Source organism: Chromobacterium sp. FG89 (assembly GCF_057808735.1).
The window spans coordinates 1-17573 of record NZ_JBMDIQ010000042.1 but is presented as its reverse complement, the minus strand read 5'-3'; the positions used below and the strand labels follow the sequence as shown (position 1 = coordinate 17573).

12 protein-coding genes are annotated in these 17573 nt (G+C 65.0%); 7 read left to right on the top strand and 5 right to left on the bottom strand.

The features are described 5' to 3' along the window. Window positions 1-91 precede the first annotated feature (91 nt). On the bottom strand, window positions 92-1570 hold the full coding sequence (zwf, locus tag ACODRW_RS23650) for a glucose-6-phosphate dehydrogenase (RefSeq protein ID WP_107801510.1): 1479 nt from the start codon (window positions 1568-1570) through the stop codon (window positions 92-94). A 254-nt stretch (window positions 1571-1824) separates the two neighbouring features. On the opposite strand from zwf, the gene edd reads away from it, so the two are divergent. From edd to ACODRW_RS23635, 3 genes are all read left to right on the top strand, one after another. Continuing rightward, window positions 1825-3675: a phosphogluconate dehydratase gene (gene edd, locus ACODRW_RS23645; RefSeq protein WP_488906840.1), complete on the top strand. Its 1851-nt coding sequence runs from the start codon at window positions 1825-1827 to the stop codon at window positions 3673-3675. A gap of 2 nt (window positions 3676-3677) precedes the next feature. Further along, a complete protein-coding gene (locus ACODRW_RS23640; RefSeq protein ID WP_048408066.1) occupies window positions 3678-4304 on the top strand; it encodes a bifunctional 4-hydroxy-2-oxoglutarate aldolase/2-dehydro-3-deoxy-phosphogluconate aldolase in 627 nt (208 codons plus the stop codon). A 186-nt stretch (window positions 4305-4490) separates the two neighbouring features. Further along, on the top strand, window positions 4491-5312 hold the full coding sequence (locus tag ACODRW_RS23635; RefSeq protein ID WP_107801512.1) for an HDOD domain-containing protein: 822 nt from the start codon (window positions 4491-4493) through the stop codon (window positions 5310-5312). A gap of 209 nt (window positions 5313-5521) precedes the next feature. On the opposite strand, the gene ACODRW_RS23630 is transcribed toward ACODRW_RS23635, so the two are convergent. Continuing rightward, complete coding sequence (locus tag ACODRW_RS23630) at window positions 5522-7435, bottom strand: ribonuclease catalytic domain-containing protein (protein WP_227106037.1); 1914 nt, start codon at window positions 7433-7435, stop codon at window positions 5522-5524. A 113-nt stretch (window positions 7436-7548) separates the two neighbouring features. Here ACODRW_RS23630 and ACODRW_RS23625 point away from each other — a divergent pair, with 113 nt between their 5' ends. Beyond that, a complete protein-coding gene (locus tag ACODRW_RS23625; protein WP_227106036.1) occupies window positions 7549-9138 on the top strand; it encodes a GGDEF domain-containing protein in 1590 nt (529 codons plus the stop codon). A gap of 172 nt (window positions 9139-9310) precedes the next feature. Here the strand turns inward: ACODRW_RS23625 and ACODRW_RS23620 are convergent, their stop codons facing one another. The 3 genes from ACODRW_RS23620 to argH all read right to left on the bottom strand — a co-directional run bounded on the left by ACODRW_RS23620 (window position 9311) and on the right by argH (window position 13788). Beyond that, a complete protein-coding gene (locus ACODRW_RS23620) occupies window positions 9311-10078 on the bottom strand; it encodes a DeoR/GlpR family DNA-binding transcription regulator (protein ID WP_019103455.1) in 768 nt (255 codons plus the stop codon). A gap of 120 nt (window positions 10079-10198) precedes the next feature. Further along, on the bottom strand, window positions 10199-11803 hold the full coding sequence (locus ACODRW_RS23615) for an EAL domain-containing protein (protein WP_488906839.1): 1605 nt from the start codon (window positions 11801-11803) through the stop codon (window positions 10199-10201). A 599-nt stretch (window positions 11804-12402) separates the two neighbouring features. After that, entirely contained in the window at window positions 12403-13788 is a 1386-nt protein-coding gene (gene argH, locus ACODRW_RS23610; RefSeq protein WP_488906838.1) for an argininosuccinate lyase, read from the bottom strand. A gap of 159 nt (window positions 13789-13947) precedes the next feature. Here argH and ACODRW_RS23605 point away from each other — a divergent pair, with 159 nt between their 5' ends. The 3 genes from ACODRW_RS23605 to ACODRW_RS23595 all read left to right on the top strand — a co-directional run bounded on the left by ACODRW_RS23605 (window position 13948) and on the right by ACODRW_RS23595 (window position 17322). Then, the gene (locus ACODRW_RS23605; RefSeq protein ID WP_107801516.1) at window positions 13948-14940 is read left to right on the top strand and encodes a sensor histidine kinase; all 993 of its coding nucleotides are present in this window, start codon (window positions 13948-13950) and stop codon (window positions 14938-14940) included. A 145-nt stretch (window positions 14941-15085) separates the two neighbouring features. Continuing rightward, complete coding sequence (locus tag ACODRW_RS23600; protein WP_474455226.1) at window positions 15086-15664, top strand: TMEM175 family protein; 579 nt, start codon at window positions 15086-15088, stop codon at window positions 15662-15664. A gap of 125 nt (window positions 15665-15789) precedes the next feature. Further along, window positions 15790-17322 (top strand): catalase, encoded by a 1533-nt coding sequence (locus tag ACODRW_RS23595; protein WP_488906837.1) that lies wholly within the window; start codon window positions 15790-15792, stop codon window positions 17320-17322. Window positions 17323-17573 lie beyond the last annotated feature (251 nt).

The following is a 17573-nucleotide window of genomic DNA, read 5'->3' as shown; positions in this document are numbered from 1 at the left end:
GTCGAAGCGAGACGCGCAGCCGTACGGTAGTACGGCGAGCACCGCAGCATTCGAGGTCGGGACGCGCAGCAGATGGATGCCTCCATGCGGCTCAGCATTCCTCGTGCCAGCCGATTCCATCGCGCGATAGCAAAGCGCTGGACGCCGCCGGGCCCCAGGTGCCGGCGGTGTACTGCTTGGGCGGCAGATTGCTGCTGCGGCTCCAGCTGTCCATGATGGGCTCCACCCAGCGCCAGGCCTCGATCAGCTCGTCGCGGCGCATGAACAGCGCCAGCTTGCCGCGGATCACGTCCAGCAGCAGGCGTTCGTAGGCGTCGGCGCGGCGCACTTTGAAGGCTTTATAGAAGTCCAGGTCGAGGTAGGCCGGCTGCAGGCGCATATTGTCGCCCGGCTCCTTGGCCAGGAAGTACAGGCGGATGCTTTCTTCCGGCTGCAGGCGGATCACCAGCCGGTTGGCGGTGTGGCTGCCGCTCATCGGGCCGTTGAACAGCTGGTGCGGCACGTCGCGGAAGTTGATGACGATCTCGGCGACCCGCTCCTGCATCCGCTTGCCGGTGCGCAGGAAGAAAGGCACGCCGGCCCAGCGCCAGTTGTCGATCTCGGCCTTGAGCGCGACGAAGGTTTCGGTCTGGCTGTCGGCGGGGATGCCCTGCTCGTTCAGATAGCCGACCACCGGCTGGCCGCCGACGGCGCCGGCCTTGTACTGGCCGCGCACGGTCTTGGCCGCCACGTCCTGTTCGCTGAACGGGCGCAGGGCCTTCAACACCTTGAGCTTTTCGTCGCGCACCGCGTCGGCTTCCATATTGGCCGGCGGCTCCATCGCCACGATGCACAGCAGTTGCAACAGGTGGTTCTGCACCATGTCGCGCAGCGCGCCGGTGCCGTCGTAGAAATCGCCGCGGCTGCCCACGCCCAGATCTTCGGAGATGGTGATCTGCACATCGTGTATCCATTCGCGCCGCCACAGCGGCTCGAACAGCGCGTTGGCGAAGCGGATCGCCATCAGGTTCTGCACCGATTCCTTGCCCAGGTAGTGGTCGATCCGGTACAGCTGCTCTTCCTTGAAGAAGCGCGCCACGTCGTCGTTGATCTCGTTGGAGGAATCCAGGTCGGTGCCCAGCGGCTTTTCCAGCACCACGCGCACATTGCCGCTATTGAGGCCCACCGCCGCCAGGTTCTCGCAGATGCCGGCGAACAGATTGGGCGCGGTGGCCAGATAACAGACCACCACGCGGTCGTCGTCGCCCTTGAGCTTGTCCGCCAGCGCCGGGAAATCCCGCGGCTGCGAGGCGTCCACTTTCAGGTATTCGATCCGCGCACAGAAGCTGTCCCAGGCGGCGGCGTCGAAATGGGCTTTGACGTGCTGGCGCGAGTTCTTCTCGACAAAGGCCAGGTAGTCGTCGCGGCTCAAGTCCTTGCGGCCCAGCGCCAGGATGCGGCCCTGCTGATTGAGCAGGCCGGCGGCGTGCGCCTGATACAAGGAGGGCAGCAGCTTGCGCATCACCAGATCGCCGGCGCCGCCGAACAAGACCATATCGAAGGCCGGGGTTGGCGTAGTACGGGTATCCATCCTGATCTTCCATCTCGAGACGTTTGTAGATGTAGTTATATTACCACCAGCTTTTACCTTGTCCATGTCATCTCACTGACGCAGGCCGCTTTTGCAACACCTTTTGCCCCAAAGCAAACAATTCTCCCAATCGCAGCACTGGCGGGTGTTGCCTCGCGCCGCCGGGCGTATCATGGCGGGACGGCGCTGGAGCGCGTCTTGCATTTTGAGTGTAGTAAAACTACTATCAACCCACTTCAACACGGAACGTCATCATGGCCTTGCATTCCACCCTGTCCGCCGTTACCGAGCGCATCGTCAACCGGAGCCGGGCAACGCGCGCCGCCTACCTGGACCGCTTGCGCGCAGCAGCCCATCAGGGAAGGGTGGAGCGCTCGCAATTGTCGTGTACCAATCTGGCCCACGCCTTCGCCGCCATGCCCGACGGCATCAAGATACATCTAAAGGAAGAGCACCGCCCCAATCTGGCCATCGTCTCTTCCTATAACGACATGCTGTCCGCCCACCAGCCGCTGGAAACCTATCCGGCGCAGCTGAAGGAGGCGGCGCTGGCGGCCGGCGCCACCGCCCAGTTCGCCGGCGGCGTGCCGGCGATGTGCGACGGCGTGACCCAGGGCCAGCCGGGCATGGAGCTGTCCCTGTTCTCCCGCGACATCATCGCGATGAGCACCGCGGTGGCGCTGTCCCACCAGATGTTCGACGCCGCGCTGTATCTGGGCGTGTGCGACAAGATCGTGCCCGGCCTGCTGATAGGCGCGCTGTCTTTCGGCCACCTGCCGGCGGTGTTCGTTCCCGCCGGTCCGATGACCACCGGCATCGCCAACGATGAAAAAGCCAAGGTGCGCCAGTTGTACGCCGAAGGCAAGGTGGGCCGCGACGCGCTGCTGGAATCCGAATGCCAGTCCTACCACGGCCCCGGCACCTGTACCTTCTACGGCACCGCCAACTCCAATCAGATGCTGATGGAGATCATGGGCCTGCACCTGCCCGGCGCCGCCTTCGTCAACCCGGGCACCCCGCTGCGCGAGGCGCTGACCCGCGCCGCCGCCCATCAGGCGGCCAAGATCGCCGCCCAGGGCAAGGCCTTCACCCCGGTGGGCGAGATGATAGACGAGAAGTCCATCGTCAACGCCATCGTCGGCCTGCTGGCCACCGGCGGCTCCACCAACCACACCATGCACATCGTCGCCATCGCCCGCGCCGCCGGCATCGATGTGAACTGGGACGATTTCGACGAGCTCTCCGCCGTGGTGCCGCTCTTGGTCCGCGCCTACCCCAACGGCAAGGCCGACGTGAACCACTTCCACGCCGCCGGCGGCATGGGCTTCGTGATCCGCGAACTGCTGTCCGCCGGCCTGCTGCACGAGGACGTGGGCACCGTGGCCGGCCGCGGCCTGTCTCGCTACGCGCAGGAACCGTGGCTGGATCAGGGCGAACTCAAATGGCGGGACGCGCCCGCCGACAGCGGCGACGACAGCGTGCTGCGCACCGCCGCCGACCCCTTCTCCGCCGACGGCGGCCTCAAGCTGCTGTCCGGCAAGCTGGGCCGCGCGGTGATCAAGGTGTCCGCGGTCAAGCCGGAACACCGGGTGGTGGAAGCGCCGGCGCTGATCTTCCACGACCAGAACGACATGCTGGCGGCGTTCAAGCGCGGTGAGCTGGAAAAAGACTTCATCGCGGTGATCCGCTTCCAGGGCCCGCGCGCCAACGGCATGCCGGAACTGCACAAGCTGACCCCGGCCCTGAGCATTTTGCAGGAGCGCGGCTTCAAGGTGGCCCTGGTCACCGACGGCCGCATGTCCGGCGCCTCCGGCAAGGTGCCGGCCGCCATCCACGTCTCGCCGGAAGCCCTGTCCGGCGGACCGATCGGCAAAGTGCGCGACGGCGACCCGGTGCGGCTGGACGCCAATAGCGGCGAGTTGACCGTGCTGGTGGACGAGGCCGAATGGGCCGCGCGCGAACCGGCGCAGGCCGACCTGACGCATAATGATTTTGGCATGGGACGGGACTTGTTCGCGGTGTTCCGTTCGGTGGCCGACCACGCCGAAGCCGGCGCCACCAGCTTCCGCCATCCCGACTTCCACCCCGCTTCTTGGAGAAAATGAATATGGACGCATTGACCCTGCTGCGCCAAGGCCCGGTTGTTCCGGTGATCATCGTCAACGACGCGGCCGTGGCCGTTGAGCTGGCCCAGGCGCTGGTGGCCGGCGGCGTGCGCGTGCTGGAAGTGACGCTGCGCACCAAGGCCGCGCTGGCGGCGATGCGCCGCATGCGCGACGAAGTGCCGGGCGCCATCGTCGGCGCCGGCACGCTGCGCACCCGCGCCCACGTGGAGGCCGCCATCGACGCCGGCGCGCAATTCGGCGTCAGCCCCGGCTTCACTCCGGAGCTGGGCGCCGCCGCCCGCGCCGCCAATCTGACGCTGATTCCCGGCATCGCCACCCCGTCCGAGGCGATGCGCGCCCAGGACGAGGGCTTCACCATCCAGAAGCTGTTCCCGGCCGAGGCCGTGGGCGGCGTCAAGCTGCTCAAATCGCTGGCCAGCCCGTTCTCCGATCTGCGCTTCTGCCCCACCGGCGGCATCGACATCAAGAAAGCGCCGGAATACCTGGCGCTGCCCAATGTGCTGGCCGTGGGCGGCAGTTGGCTGACTCCGGACGACGCCATCGCCAACCGCGATTGGGACCGCATCACCCAGCTGGCCTTGGAAGCGAGCCAGCTGCACAGGAATTAAACGACGTTGCTTCTTTACAGGGCCTCCCGGCCCTGTTTTTTTTTTGGCGGGCCGCCCGCCGCCGGCCCGCCCCTGTCCGGTTTTGTCCTTCCTTTCCCCCGCCAATTGCCTAAGCTCAAGAAGCAGGACTTCATCGCCTGCCGGCCCACGCCCGCGCCGGCGACGGCTCACCTATTGGAGACCCCTATGCAAGTGGCGGAAATATTTGAAAAAGCGTCGGGCAAACTGCCCATGGTGCCCAAAGTGGTCCAGGAGCTGGTGGCCAGTTTTCACCGCACCGACGTGAACATCGATGAAATTACCGACAAGGTGGGACATGACCAGGTGCTGACCGCGCGCGTGCTGCGGCTGGCCAATACCGCGCGCTTCGGCGGCAGCCGGCGCGTGGGCTCTCTGGACGATGCCATCATCCTGCTCGGCTTCGACAACCTCAGGGTGCTGGTGATCGCCTCCGGCGTCACCGGCGCCACGCTGGGCATCCAGGGCTTCGACATGAAGGCGTTCTGGCAGCGCAGCTTCGCGATGGCCAACGCCGCCAAACGGCTGGCCAAGCTGGCCCGGCTGGACCCGCAGCTGGGCTATACCTGCGGCCTGCTGTCCAATATCGGCGAACTGGTGCTCTATGTGGCGGTGCCGGAACAGGCTTTGCAGATAGACCGCATCGTCGCCGGCGGCGCCGACCGGGTGGCCACCGAGCGCATGCTGCTGGGCATGGATCTGACCGAGGTGGGCGCCGAGCTGGCGCGGCGCTGGAATTTTCCGGACGAAATCCAGGAAGCCATCTTCAACCAGCACGATCTGCTGAACGAGGAAGTGTCGCCGTTCGCGCTGCTGATCGGCCTGGCGTCCTTCATGACCTCCGGCTTCAATCACGATATGAGCGAGGAGGACATGCTGGCCACCCTGCCGGTCAGCGTGATGGAGCGCGCCGGCTTGAAGCGCGAGGACCTGGCCGCGGCGCTGCCGGAGTTGCGCGAGGCCTGCACCGCGCTGGATGAAATGTTCTAAGAACCTGTTCAATGTCTGCTGCGCATCGGCGATACGGCGTTGAAAACAGCTTCGAAATGCTCATGTACCACGCGTACATTCCGCTTTCTCAGCTGTTTTCGCCTTGCCTCGCCTTAGCTCGCGAAATCTTGAACAGGCTCTAAGCACCGTCCAGCCGGACGCAAAAAAGGCGGCCCAAGCCGCCTTTTCGCACGTTTCGCATTGCGGACTCAACCGGCCTGGCCGTCCGCTTCGCCCGTCTCCGTCTCGGCTTCCGACGCCTCGTCCTCGGCGGCGTCGACATGGCCGAGCACCCCGACGCAGCGCAGCTCGATCTCCTGCATCAGCTCGTCGATGCGGATCACCGACAGCTGGATGCGGTCGCCGCGCGCCAGCTCCGGCAGGCCCGGGATGCGCACCCGCATCGGCAGGCCGTCGATGCGCACCAGGTCTTCCTTGATGAAGGCGGCGGTGGGATCGGACACCCCCTCCTGGCTGAACCAGCGCAGGCACCAGAAATGCTCCATCCGGTCCTGGAAGCCCAGGTAGGCGGAGTAGGTGGTGTCGAAATCGCGCAGGATGGCGAACAGCATCGCGTCGCCCTGCTCGAACTGCGGCTTCTCGCCGCGGATCATGGACATCAGCTGGCGCTGGTTGATGAAGTCGGTGGCGCGGCGCAGCGGCGACGTGGCCCACGCGTATTGGGCCACGCCCAAGCCGGTGTGCGGCTCGGGCCGCGTGGTCATCCTCACCTTGCCCATGCTTTGCGCGCGGTACATGCCGGGGATGTCGGCCTCGGCCAGCATCCGGCCCCACTCGCTGTTGGCCAGAATCATCAGCTCGGACACCAGCTTGTCCATCGGCGCGCCGCGCTTGCGCAAGGTGATCAACACCTTGCCGTCGACCACGTCGAAGTTGTAATCCATCTGCACCGGCCGGGTCGGGTCGTATTTGCCGCGGCGCTTCTCCAGCGCCTCGGCGAACTGCCAGAACCAGATCAGTTCCTGCTTGAACGGATAGTCCACGCCCGGATCGCAAGCCAGCGTCTCTTCGTTGAAGAACTGCTCCAGCGCGGCGTGGCGCAGGTTGGCGGCGATATGCACCTTCTCGATGCGGTTCTCGTAGGCCACCGGCTCGAACTCAGGCGTCACCTCCACGTAGAGGCTGAGCGCCGGGCAGTCGTGCCCTTCCTTGAGGGTGAACATCTCCACCAGATCGTCCGGCAGCATGGTGATCTTGTCGCCGGGGAAATACACGGTGGACAGCCGGGACAGCAGCAGCTTTTCCAGCGGCGAGCCTATCTCTATGCCCAGCGACGGCGCGGCGATGTGGATGCCGACGCGTTTGTTGCCGTTGGGCAGGTCCTGCACCGACAAGGCATCGTCGATCTCGGTGGTGTTGGCGTCGTCAATGGAGAAGGCGCGCACCGGCGACAGCGGCAGCTCTTCCGGCAGCGTGGGCAGTTCGTACTTGCCGAAGCCGCGGCCCTTGGGGAAGAACTCCAGCATGAAGCCGGCCATCAGGTAGTCCGGCACCGAAGAGATGCCGCCCACCTTGTCCGCCAGCCGCAGCGGCGGCAGGCTCAGCTCGCGCGAGGCCTGGTCGAAGGCCTTGAACTCCAGCGTGTTCTTGTCGGGTTTCCACAACAAGGTCATCAGCTGGCCGCGGATCGCCTCCGGCAGCTGGCCGGCTTTCAGCTCCGCCACCCACTGGTCGATCTGCTCCTGCTCGCGCTTCTTGCGCTCCAGCCCGGCCAACGCCGCCTTCAGCGCGTCTTCCGGCGCCTTCTTGTAGCGGCCCTTGCCTTTTTTGTAGAAATACATCGGCGCGCCGTACAGCCGCGACACGATGGCGGCGGCCTCGGCCGCCGACGGCGCGCGGCCCCAGTAATCGGCCGCCAGCGCCTCATAGCCGAACTCGTCGTCCGGGCAGCATTCCCACAGGAAATCCAGGTCAATATCCGCGGCAAGTTGCTCTACCATGGGCAGAAAATCGCCCAATGCGGAGCTAAACTCCAGAAAAACATTCGCCGCCTTGATCTTGGCGCGCTTGCCATGCTGGGTATCCACTTGCAGACTAGCGTCATTGCGCGAAACGATGCTGCCGACCTTAAAGCCGCCGCTCTCTTCGTAAAAAACGTTCATTAAAAATTTTTGCCAGGCCGTTGCAATCCAACGGCGGATTATAACAGCGCGCCTCAGGCGCGGCTTCAGAACTTGAATATTGGACGACCGGGTCCACCGGGGAATACTTGATCATGTCGCAACATCAGGCTTTCAAACAACGTGTGCATCTGGCACAGGAAATCGATCGCATCGGCCACCTGCTCGTCACCCGCTGGGAGCGGCCGCTGGCCGCCCACCTGCTGTCGCTGATCCTGCGGCTGGAGGACATGGTGCGCGAGCAGGACCTCAACGAAATCACCGGGGAAATCCAGACCCTGTCGCGGCTGCTGCAAGGCTGGATCCAGCAACCTCAGACCGCGCCGTCGGAAAGCGAGCGCTACAACCGGCTGCGCCACCACCTGGGCCTGGTCAGCCAGCTGGGCATGATGGAGCGCAAGGACGGCCTGCCGGAGATCGACTACGACGCCCTGCTGGGCGGCGGCCTGGTCACCCTCTATCTATGGCTGCCGCAAGACGTGGACGCCACGCCGCTGATCCAGCAGCTGTCCTGCTACGGCATCCACGCCAAGGTGATCCAGCAGGCGGCCAAACTGGCCCAGGCGCTGCAGGACAAGGCGCCGGAAGCGGTGGTGGCTTTCACCGAGTTCGCCGCCAACGATCCCATCCTTTTGCTGGCCCCCACCATCAGCAGCATCTGTCCGCTGATCCTGACCTCGCCGCTGCACGATTTCCAGGCGCGGCTGGCGGCGGTGCGCGCCGGCGCCGGCAGCCTGCTGGACTGGCCGCTGCAAGCGCATCAGCTGATTGACCAGCTGAGCTTCAGCGACCTGGGCGAGAAGCGCGAGCCCTTGCGCGTGCTGATCGTGGAGGACATGGAATCGCTGGCCGGGCTCTACTCCAGCGTGCTCAACGCCCAGGGGGTGGAAACCCGCGAGGAGACCCAGCCGGAACGGGTGCTGGACATGATAGAGCAGTTCCGCCCCGACCTGATCCTGATGGACATGTACATGCCGCAGTGCAGCGGCATGGAGCTGGCCAAGGTGATCCGCCAGCAGCGGCTGCTGGACGGCATCCCGGTGGTGTTCCTGTCGGTGGAAAAACGCCAGGCGGTGCAGCTGGACGCGCTGACCCTGGGCATAGACGGCTTCCTGACCAAGCCGGTGGCGCCGGAGGAGTTGATCGTCACCGTGATCAACCGCGCGCGCCGCTACCGCAAGCTGCGTTCCTACATCATCAACGACAGCCTCACCGGCCTGCTCAACCACTCCCATCTGCACGGCCAGCTGGAGTACGGCATCCAGCGCGCGCGCCGCGATCAGCGGCCGCTGTCGCTGGCGATGCTGGACCTGGACTTCTTCAAGACCATCAACGACAGCCACGGCCATCCGGCCGGCGACGAGCTGCTGATCAATCTGGCGCGCTTCCTCAAGGAACGGCTGCGCAGCAGCGATCTGGTGGGCCGCTACGGCGGCGAGGAGTTCGCCATCGTGCTGCCCGGCACCCATCAGACGCAGGCGCGCGAGCTGATGGACCAGCTGCGCCAGGACTTCAGCCAGATAGAGCAGCGCGCGCCGGACGGCGACTTCCGCCAGACCTTCAGCGTGGGCATCAGCTCGCTGGACACCGCCGCCAGCAGCACCGAGCTGGTGCGCCAGGCCGACGAAATGCTGTACCGGGCCAAGGCCAACGGTCGCAACCGGGTGGAGATCATGCAGGACTGAGCCCCGCCGCCGGGCCCCTGCCCGGACGCGAAAAAGCCCGGACCGCCGAGAGGTTCCGGGCTTTTTTTCGGGCGCGGCGCTCAGCGCCGCATCCAGGACGCCTGTTGACGATCCGCGTGCTCAAAACCTGTTAACGCCGTATCGCCGAAGCGCGGCAGGCTTTGGAAGCGTCTCAGGCCTCGGTCAGCACCAGGCGCACGCCCTGCTCTTCCAGCAGCTTGGTCACCGGCTCCGGCGGCAGCGCGTCGGTGAACACGGTGTGGAACTCGCTGATGTGTCCCATGCGCACCAGGGCGTTGCGGCCGAACTTGCTGTGGTCCGCCGCCAGGTAACGGTGACGGGCGTTGGACATCATCGCCTGCGCCACCCGCACCTCGCGGTAATCGAAGTCCAGCAGCGAGCCGTCCGGCTCGATGCCGGACACGCCGATGATGGCGTAATCCACCTTGAACTGGTTGATGAAGTCCAGCGTGGCCACGCCGGTGATGCCGCCGTCGGACGCGCGCACCGTGCCGGAGGTGATCATCACCGTGAAATCCGGATTGGTGGACATGATGGAGGCCACATGGATGTTGTTGGTGATCACCCGCAAACCCTTGTGCGTGCTGGTCAGCGCCTGGGCCACCGCCTCTATGGTGGTGCCTATGCTCATGAACAGCGAGGCGTGATCGGGAATGCTGCTGGCGATCATGTCCGCGATATGCGCTTTTTCGCTCTGGAATTTTCCTTTGCGCGCGAAATAGTCCTCATTCTCCACGCTGCTGCCCAGGGCGGCGCCGCCGTGGTAGCGGCGCAACAGATTGGCCTCGCACAGCTGGTTGATATCGCGGCGAATGGTTTGCGGGGTGACATCGAGCAGTCTGGCCAACTCTTCGATCGGCATGAAGCCGTTTTCGCGGACCAGCTGCAGAATCTTGTCGTGACGGGGTGAGCGGCTCATAACTATTCGGAATCGAAAATCACGTCACTTTAGTAACATATTTTGCGGGTCAGCGGCAAACAGAACCACTATTCCGGCTTGATATCGGCCAATAGTGTTCGTTTATTGCGTATTTTTTGCTCAGGAGACCGGCTGGCCCTCCGCCAGCGGCGGACGCCCCCACAAAAAATCGCGCAGCTGTTCCAGCGGCATCGGCCGCGCCAGCAGATAGCCTTGCAGATAATGCACGCCGCTTTGCTGCAGATAGGCGCGCTGCTGTTCGGTTTCCACACCCTCGGCCACCATGGAGATGCGCAGCTGCTTGGCCAGATCGATGATCATCTCCAGGATGCGGTTGGCGATGGAGTCGCTGCCTATCGCCGCCACGAACACCCGGTCTATCTTCAGATGATCGGCGTGAATGCGGTTGAGCTCGGCCAGGCTGCTGTGGCCGGTGCCGAAGTCGTCGATGGCGATCTGCACCCGCATCCGCCGCAGCGCGGCCATCACCTGCTGGCTTTGCGGCGTCACCCGGATGGGCTCGCGCTCGGTCACTTCCAGCACCAGCCGCGGCGGCGTCTTCGGGAAGTGTCGCAAAAACGCCTGACAGTCCTCCACCAGTTGCGCGTGCTGCAGATGGCTGGGCGACAGATTCAGCGCCACGAAAAAGCGATCGGGCAAGGGCAGCGACGCCATGTCGGCGGCCACCCGCCGCATCAGATAGCGGGTGATCTGGATGATCATGCCGGAGGCCTCCGCCACCGGGATGAACAGATCCGGCGGCGTCAGCCCCTGACGCGGATGCTGCCAGCGCAGCAGCACCTCCACCCCCATGCAGCGGCGGCCGCAGGCGTCGAACACCGGCTGGTAGTAAGGCAGGAACTCCTGATTGCGCAAGGCCAGCAGGATTTCCCCGCTGACCGAGCCGCGCTTGCGCAGATAACCCAGCAGCAGGACCGCGCCGACCACGCCCACCGGCAGCAACAAGAGCAGGGCGCGCAGCAGACGCGCCGACGCGCCGCGCCACAGGTAGTCGGCGTCCACCCAACTGTGCACCGCCAGCGGAAAGCGCTCCGAGGCCGCGATCACCCGCAACACCGCGCTGGCCGGCACCTCGGCGGCGCCCGGCAATGTGGACTGCACCGCCTCCTTGTGATTCAGCACCAGCAGCGAACCGCTGTGGCCGTCGTCGGCCTGCCAGGGCAGCAGAGGGCTGAAATAGGCCAGTTCCACGCTGGCGACGACGGCCTGCCCCCGCTCCCCCAGCAAGGTGCGCATCAGGAAGGGCCGCTTGGGGTACAAGGGGCCGGAGTCCAGACGGTAGATCAGTTGCTGCGGCGCCGACGGGGTGAAGGGCAGATCCGAGTACTGCGCGCCCAGCACCGAGGTGCAGTACAGGCGGCGGCCGTCCATCAGCCCCAGCGAGCGGATATAGGGATCGAAGGCCGCCAGCGACACCAGCTTGCCGCGCGCCTGCGGGCAGGGCTGGCCGGCCAACGGCGCGGCCTCCTGCAATGAGCGGTCCACCTGGCTGAACACCCGGTCCACCGAATTGACCGCGCGCCCCGCCGCGCTTTGCAGCTGCGCCTGCACGTCCAGCTGGTAGCGGTTCCAGGTCAGGGGCAGGCCTATCACCGCCGGCAACACGGCCACCAGCAAGACCAAGGCCCATTCCGCGGCGTTGAGACTGCCGCGGAATTGATTGCCTCGGCTGATCAGGTGACGGAAGCGATGGCGACAAAACACATTGTTCCCCGGCGTGACTGAGTGACTGTAATGACAAGAAGCGGCCCCGCGTCCGGCCATGGCGGCGCGCGCCAATCCGCGGCACGGCTGGCGCTGGCGAGAACAGCATGGATAGACGGGGACTGCCAGGATGAGGGATAGGCGGGCGTTGCCGCGCCGTCCCTTGGAACCTGTTTACGATCTGCCGCGCGCCGTGAGACGCGACACGGTGAGCAGCGCTTCGAAACACTCATGCACCACGTGTGCATTCCGCTTTCTCAGCCGCAACGCCTGGTCTCGCTCTGGCTCGCTGGATCGTAAACACGTTCTTGGAGAAATTTGGAAAACCAGCCGCGCGGCGTGTCGGCCGCCGTCGCGATTTTTCGAAGCTCCCGCAAGTCTGGCGCTAAAGATAACGGTTTAGCCGGAGACAGAAAAGCTAATTAGAAAGATTTATTTAATAAAATGTCTTTGATTGACTGTTGTTTGATATAAATTGCCGCAATCGGCAGGCCCCCAAACAAGAACAGGCCGCGCGCCGCCGGGATGGCGGGGCACGGCCTGACGGCCATCAAAGGCCTATTCAAAGGCTTGCGGGCAAGAGCGAGACGGAGCGGCGCTCAGCGCGGCTGCAGGCGTTGACGATGGCGCTCGATCTGCAAGCGCACCTGGCGCGGCGCGGTGCCGCCCACATGGTCGCGCTGCGCCAGACTGCCTTCCGGGCTCAGCACCGCGAACACGTCCTCGTCGATCAAGGGCGAGAACTCGCGCAGCTTGGCCAGCGACAGGTCGGCGATGTCCACGCCCTGCTGCTCCGCGTGGCGCACCGTCAGCGCCACCACCTCGTGGCTGTCGCGGAAGGGCACGCCCTTCTTCACCAGGTAGTCGGCCAGATCGGTGGCGGTGGCGAAGCCTTGCAGCACCGCCGCGCGCATCGCCTCCGGCTTGACGGTGACGCCGCGCATCATGTCGGCGTAGATGCGCAGGGTGTCGATCAAGGTGTCCGCGGTGTCGAACAGCGGCTCCTTGTCCTCCTGGTTGTCCTTGTTGTAAGCCAGCGGCTGCGCCTTCATCAGCGTCACCAGCGCGATCAGATGGCCCACCACGCGGCCGGACTTGCCGCGCACCAGCTCCGGCACGTCCGGGTTCTTCTTCTGCGGCATGATGGAACTGCCGGTGCAGAAGCGGTCGGCGATGTCGATGAAGCCGACGCGCGGGCTCATCCACAGGATCAGCTCCTCGGACAGCCGCGACAGATGCACCATCACCAGGCTGGCGGCGGCGGTGAATTCAATCGCGAAGTCGCGGTCGGACACCGCGTCCAGCGAGTTGTGGCAAACATCGTCGGAACCCAGCAGCTGGGCGGTGTAATGGCGGTCTATCGGGAAGGTGGTGCCGGCCAGCGCCGCCGCGCCCAAGGGCAGGCGGTTGACGCGCTTGCGACAGTCGCTCATGCGTTCGGCGTCGCGCGCCAGCATTTCCACATAGGCCAGCATGTGGTGGCCGAAGGTCACCGGCTGCGCCACCTGCAAATGGGTGAAGCCGGGCAGCACGGTTTCGGCGTGCTGTTCCGCCAGGTCCAGCAGGCTGTGCTGCAACTCGCCGATCAGGCCGACGATGGCGTCGATCTGCGCGCGCAGCCACAGGCGGATGTCGGTGGCCACCTGGTCGTTGCGGCTGCGGCCGGTGTGCAGGCGCTTGCCGGCATCGCCGATCTTGTCGGTCAGCCGGCGCTCCACGTTCATGTGCACGTCTTCCAGATCCACGCTCCACTCGAAGCGGCCGGCGCGGATATCGTCCAGCACTTCGCCCATGCCTCGTCGGATCGCTGCCAGGTCTTCGGCGGACAGAACGCCGGCGCGCTGCAACATGGCGGCGTGGGCCAGCGAGCCCTCGATGTCGAATTCGGCCAGTCGTCGGTCGAAATCCACCGAAGCGGTGTATTTCTTGACGAGTTCGGATACCGGCTCCGAGAAACGGCCGGACCAGGCGTGTTGATCTTGCATGGCGATGCTTTCTACGATGGCTGCGGACGAAAAACTTGGCGAAACTCCGGGGGCGCGCGGCGCCGCCGGGAATCCCCTACTATGCCAGCGGCGAGCGCCTTCGGCCAGTGCGGGTTTTCCTTGCTATGATGCGGCTATCCTATTTCCGGCCGCGCCCTCATGCCGCTACCGCCCCCGTCCGACCTGCCCGACTACCGCAACCTGGGCGTGCTGCTGCGCGCCTTGCTGCTGCTCGGCCTGTTCCTGCTGGGCGGCCTGTTGCTGGACGACGGCGGCGAGCCGCTGCCCTGGCGGCTGCTGCGCCTGTCCAGCCTGCTGGTGCCCGGCGCCTTGCTGAGCCTGGGCCTGCTGGCCTTGCTGGGCCGCCGCCTCTACCGCGGCCGGCGCGTGACGCTGAGCGCCGCCGCCATCTGCCTGCTGTCCTTCGCCTTCTGCGGCCGTCTGCTCAACCCGCTGGCGCCCATGCCCTGGGGCCAGGTGCTGCTGGCCGGCGCGGTGGGCGGGCTGATGCAGCATTACCTCAATCTGCGCGCGCGCGCCTTGTCCCCGGCGCTGTCGGAGGCGCGGCTGATCGCGCTGCAAGCGCGCATCCGCCCGCATTTCCTGTTCAACAGCCTCAACGCCGCCATCGCGCTGATCGGCAAGCAGCCGGACAAGGCGGAAATGGTGCTGGAAAACCTGGCCGATCTGTTCCGCGCCCAGCTGGGCGATCCGGCGCGGCAATCCACGCTGGGCCGCGAAATCGAACTGGCGGCGATGTATCTGGCGATCGAGGCCGAACGGCTGGGCGCGCGCCTGCAAGTGAGCTGGGACGTGCAAGCCCCGCTGGACGCGGCGCTGCCGCCGCTGATCCTGCAGCCGCTGGCGGAAAACGCGGTGTTCCACGGCATAGAACGGCTGGCCGACGGCGGCGAAATCCGCATCCAGGCGCGCCAGCTAGAACAACAGCTGGAGCTGACGCTGAGCAATCCGGTCAATCCGGAGCCGGCGGCGGCCGCGCCCGGCCACCACATGGCGCTGGACAATCTGGCCGAGCGGCTGGAGCTGTATTTCGACGCCGAGGCCTCGCTCAGCGCCCGGCTGGACGGCGAACGCTTCATCACCCGCATCCGCCTGCCTTATCGCCCGGCGCCGGCCCAGCGGCCGGGCTAAGAACCTGTTGACGATCTGCTGCGCGTCGCGAAGCGTTGCGCGGTGAGTACGCCTTGTCCCGCCCTTGCTCGCCCGATCGTAAACACGCTCTGAAAGCCGTCTATACTGACCCCGTCATCCACTTGAAACAGCTGATAGGGACATCATGGGGAAGAACCGGCTGGAAGCCTTCAGCGACGGCGTGCTCGCCATCATCATCACCATCATGGTGCTGGAACTGAAAGTGCCGCACGACACCAGCTGGACGGCGCTGCAAGACCGTTGGCCGGTCTTTCTCAGTTACGTGCTCAGCTTCCTCTACGTGGGCCTGTACTGGAACAACCACCACCACTTCTACCACGCCATCCAGCGCGTGGACGGCCGCGTGCTGTGGGCCAATCTGCACCTGCTGTTCTGGCTGTCGCTGATTCCCTTCGTCACCGGCTGGATGGGGGAAAACCACTTCGCCCCGCTGCCGCTGGCCCTGTACGGCGTGGTGTTGCTGATGTGCGCGCTGGCCTGGTGGCTGATGCAGCAATCGCTGCTGTGCCTGCCCGGCAACCGCACCCGGCTGTCCGAGGCCTTGGGCAAGGACATCAAGGGCAAGATCTCCCCGCTGTGCTATCTGATCGGCATCGCCGCCGCCTTTTACTGGGAATGGCTGTCCGCGGCGATGTATGTGCTGATGGCCCTGATCTGGCTGGTGCCGGACCGCCGCATAGAACGACTGCTGGCGGAGAAATGAGGCCGTCTTCGTTCCATTAATAAACACTATCAAACAAATTGTAATTTAAGATTTAACAAAACTATCGTCACTTCCGATAATGGCCGCTCCCTTAGTAAATGTTCTAATAATTTATGGGAGTGCCAATGTCAGTTCTGACCTTTTCCGTGAACCGCAAGCTTTTCACCCTGGCGCTGGCTTGTAGCGCCGCTCTGAGCCAAGCCGCCAACCTGACCCAGGACAACGGCGCGCCGGTGGGCGACAACCAAAATAGCCAGACCGCCGGCCCCAACGGCCCCACCCTGCTGCAAGACATTCAACTGCTGCAAAAGCTGCAGCGCTTCGACCGCGAACGTATCCCGGAACGCGTGGTGCACGCGCGCGGCGTGGGCGCCGGCGGCGTCTTCGTCGCCAGCGAAGGCTTGCAGGACGTCAGCCGCGCCCTGGTGTTCCGCAAGGGCGAAAAAACGCCGGTATTCGTGCGCTTCTCCACCGTGATAGGCAGCCGCGGCGCGCCGGAAACCGACCGCGACCCGCGCGGCTTCGCCACCAAGTTCTATACCGCCCAGGGCAACTGGGACCTGGTGGGCAACAACCTGCCGGTGTTCTTCATCCGCGACGCGATCAAGTTCCCGGACATGGTGCACTCGCTGAAGCCGGACCCGGTCAGCAATGAGCAAGACCCCAACCGCGTCTTCGACTTCTTCTCCCATTTGCCGGAATCCACCCATATGCTGACCCGGGTGTACTCCAACTACGGCACCCCGGCCAATTACCGTGAAATGAACGGCAGCAGCGTGCACGCGCTGAAGCTGGTGGCCGCGGACGGCCGCTACCAATACGCCAAGTTCACCTGGAAATCGCATCAGGGCGAACGCAATCTGCGCCCGGACGAACTGCCCAAGGTGCAGGGCCAATCGGTCAGCCACGCCACCGCGGACCTGCTGCAAAGCATAGAACAGAAGCGCTACCCGTCCTGGGACTTGTACGTGCAGTTAATCCAGCCCGAGGACATGAACCGCTTCGCCTTCAACCCGCTGGACCCCACCAAGGTGTGGACCGGCGTGGCGGAGCGCAAGGTGGGCACCATGACGCTGAACCAGGTGCCGGCCAACTTCTTCGAAGCCACCGAGCAGGTGGCGATGTCGCCGGCCAATCTGGTGCCAGGCATCGAGGCCTCGGAAGACCGTTTGCTGCAAGGCCGGCTGTTCTCCTATCTGGACACTCAGATGCACCGCGTCGGCACCAATTTCCAGGCGCTGCCGGTGAACCGTCCGCGGGTGGAGGTGGTGAACAATAATCAGGACGGCGCGCAAAACGCCTCCGGCCGCCAGGGCAGCGTCAATTACGAGCCCAGCCGGCTGGCTCCCAAGCCGCAGGACCCGCAGTTCAAGCACAGCCGCCTGCCCTTGCAGGGCAACACCCTGCAGGAGGCCATCGCCAAGACGCTGAATTTCCAGCAGGCCGGCGAGTTCTATCGCTCGCTGAGCGCCCAGGACCAGGCGGACCTGATCCGCAATCTGTCCGGGGATCTGGCCAAGGTGCGCAATGTCGAGACCCGCGACATCATGCTGTCGCACTTCTACAAGGCGGACCGCCAGTACGGCGAGCGTCTGGCCAAGGCCTTGAAGGTGGAGGTGAAGGGGATTGAACGCAGAGCGGCGTTGTTGCAGGAATAAGCGTAGCCGCTTGAGTTAAGCGGGGCGGCCCATGGCCGCCCCGTTTTTTTGCGTGCGCGCCGCGCCGTGGTAGCAGCGTCGGCGGGGTTTGGTGGGTATCGCCTGCGGCTCCACCCACCCTACAAGACCGCCCACCATAGGGTGGGTGGAGCGTAGCGATACCCACACGGAAACGCGATGGAACCGATGCCTGGGTCTTGGCGGCGGGGTTTGGTGGGTATCGCCTGCGGCTCCACCCACCCTACAAGACC

Excerpts from the sequence above, each read along its gene's own strand:
- ACODRW_RS23595 (WP_488906837.1), top strand. The coding sequence starts at position 15,790 with ATGTCAGTTCTGACCTTTTCCGTGAACCGCAAGCTTTTCACCCTGGCG.
- ACODRW_RS23605 (WP_107801516.1), top strand. The coding sequence starts at position 13,948 with ATGCCGCTACCGCCCCCGTCCGACCTGCCCGACTACCGCAACCTGGGC.
- ACODRW_RS23625 (WP_227106036.1), top strand. The coding sequence starts at position 7,549 with ATGTCGCAACATCAGGCTTTCAAACAACGTGTGCATCTGGCACAGGAA.
- edd (WP_488906840.1), top strand. The coding sequence starts at position 1,825 with ATGGCCTTGCATTCCACCCTGTCCGCCGTTACCGAGCGCATCGTCAAC.
- ACODRW_RS23640 (WP_048408066.1), top strand. The coding sequence starts at position 3,678 with ATGGACGCATTGACCCTGCTGCGCCAAGGCCCGGTTGTTCCGGTGATC.
- argH (WP_488906838.1), bottom strand. The coding sequence starts at position 13,788 with ATGCAAGATCAACACGCCTGGTCCGGCCGTTTCTCGGAGCCGGTATCC.
- ACODRW_RS23600 (WP_474455226.1), top strand. The coding sequence starts at position 15,086 with ATGGGGAAGAACCGGCTGGAAGCCTTCAGCGACGGCGTGCTCGCCATC.
- zwf (WP_107801510.1), bottom strand. The coding sequence starts at position 1,570 with ATGGATACCCGTACTACGCCAACCCCGGCCTTCGATATGGTCTTGTTC.
- ACODRW_RS23620 (WP_019103455.1), bottom strand. The coding sequence starts at position 10,078 with ATGAGCCGCTCACCCCGTCACGACAAGATTCTGCAGCTGGTCCGCGAA.
- ACODRW_RS23630 (WP_227106037.1), bottom strand. The coding sequence starts at position 7,435 with ATGAACGTTTTTTACGAAGAGAGCGGCGGCTTTAAGGTCGGCAGCATC.
- ACODRW_RS23635 (WP_107801512.1), top strand. The coding sequence starts at position 4,491 with ATGCAAGTGGCGGAAATATTTGAAAAAGCGTCGGGCAAACTGCCCATG.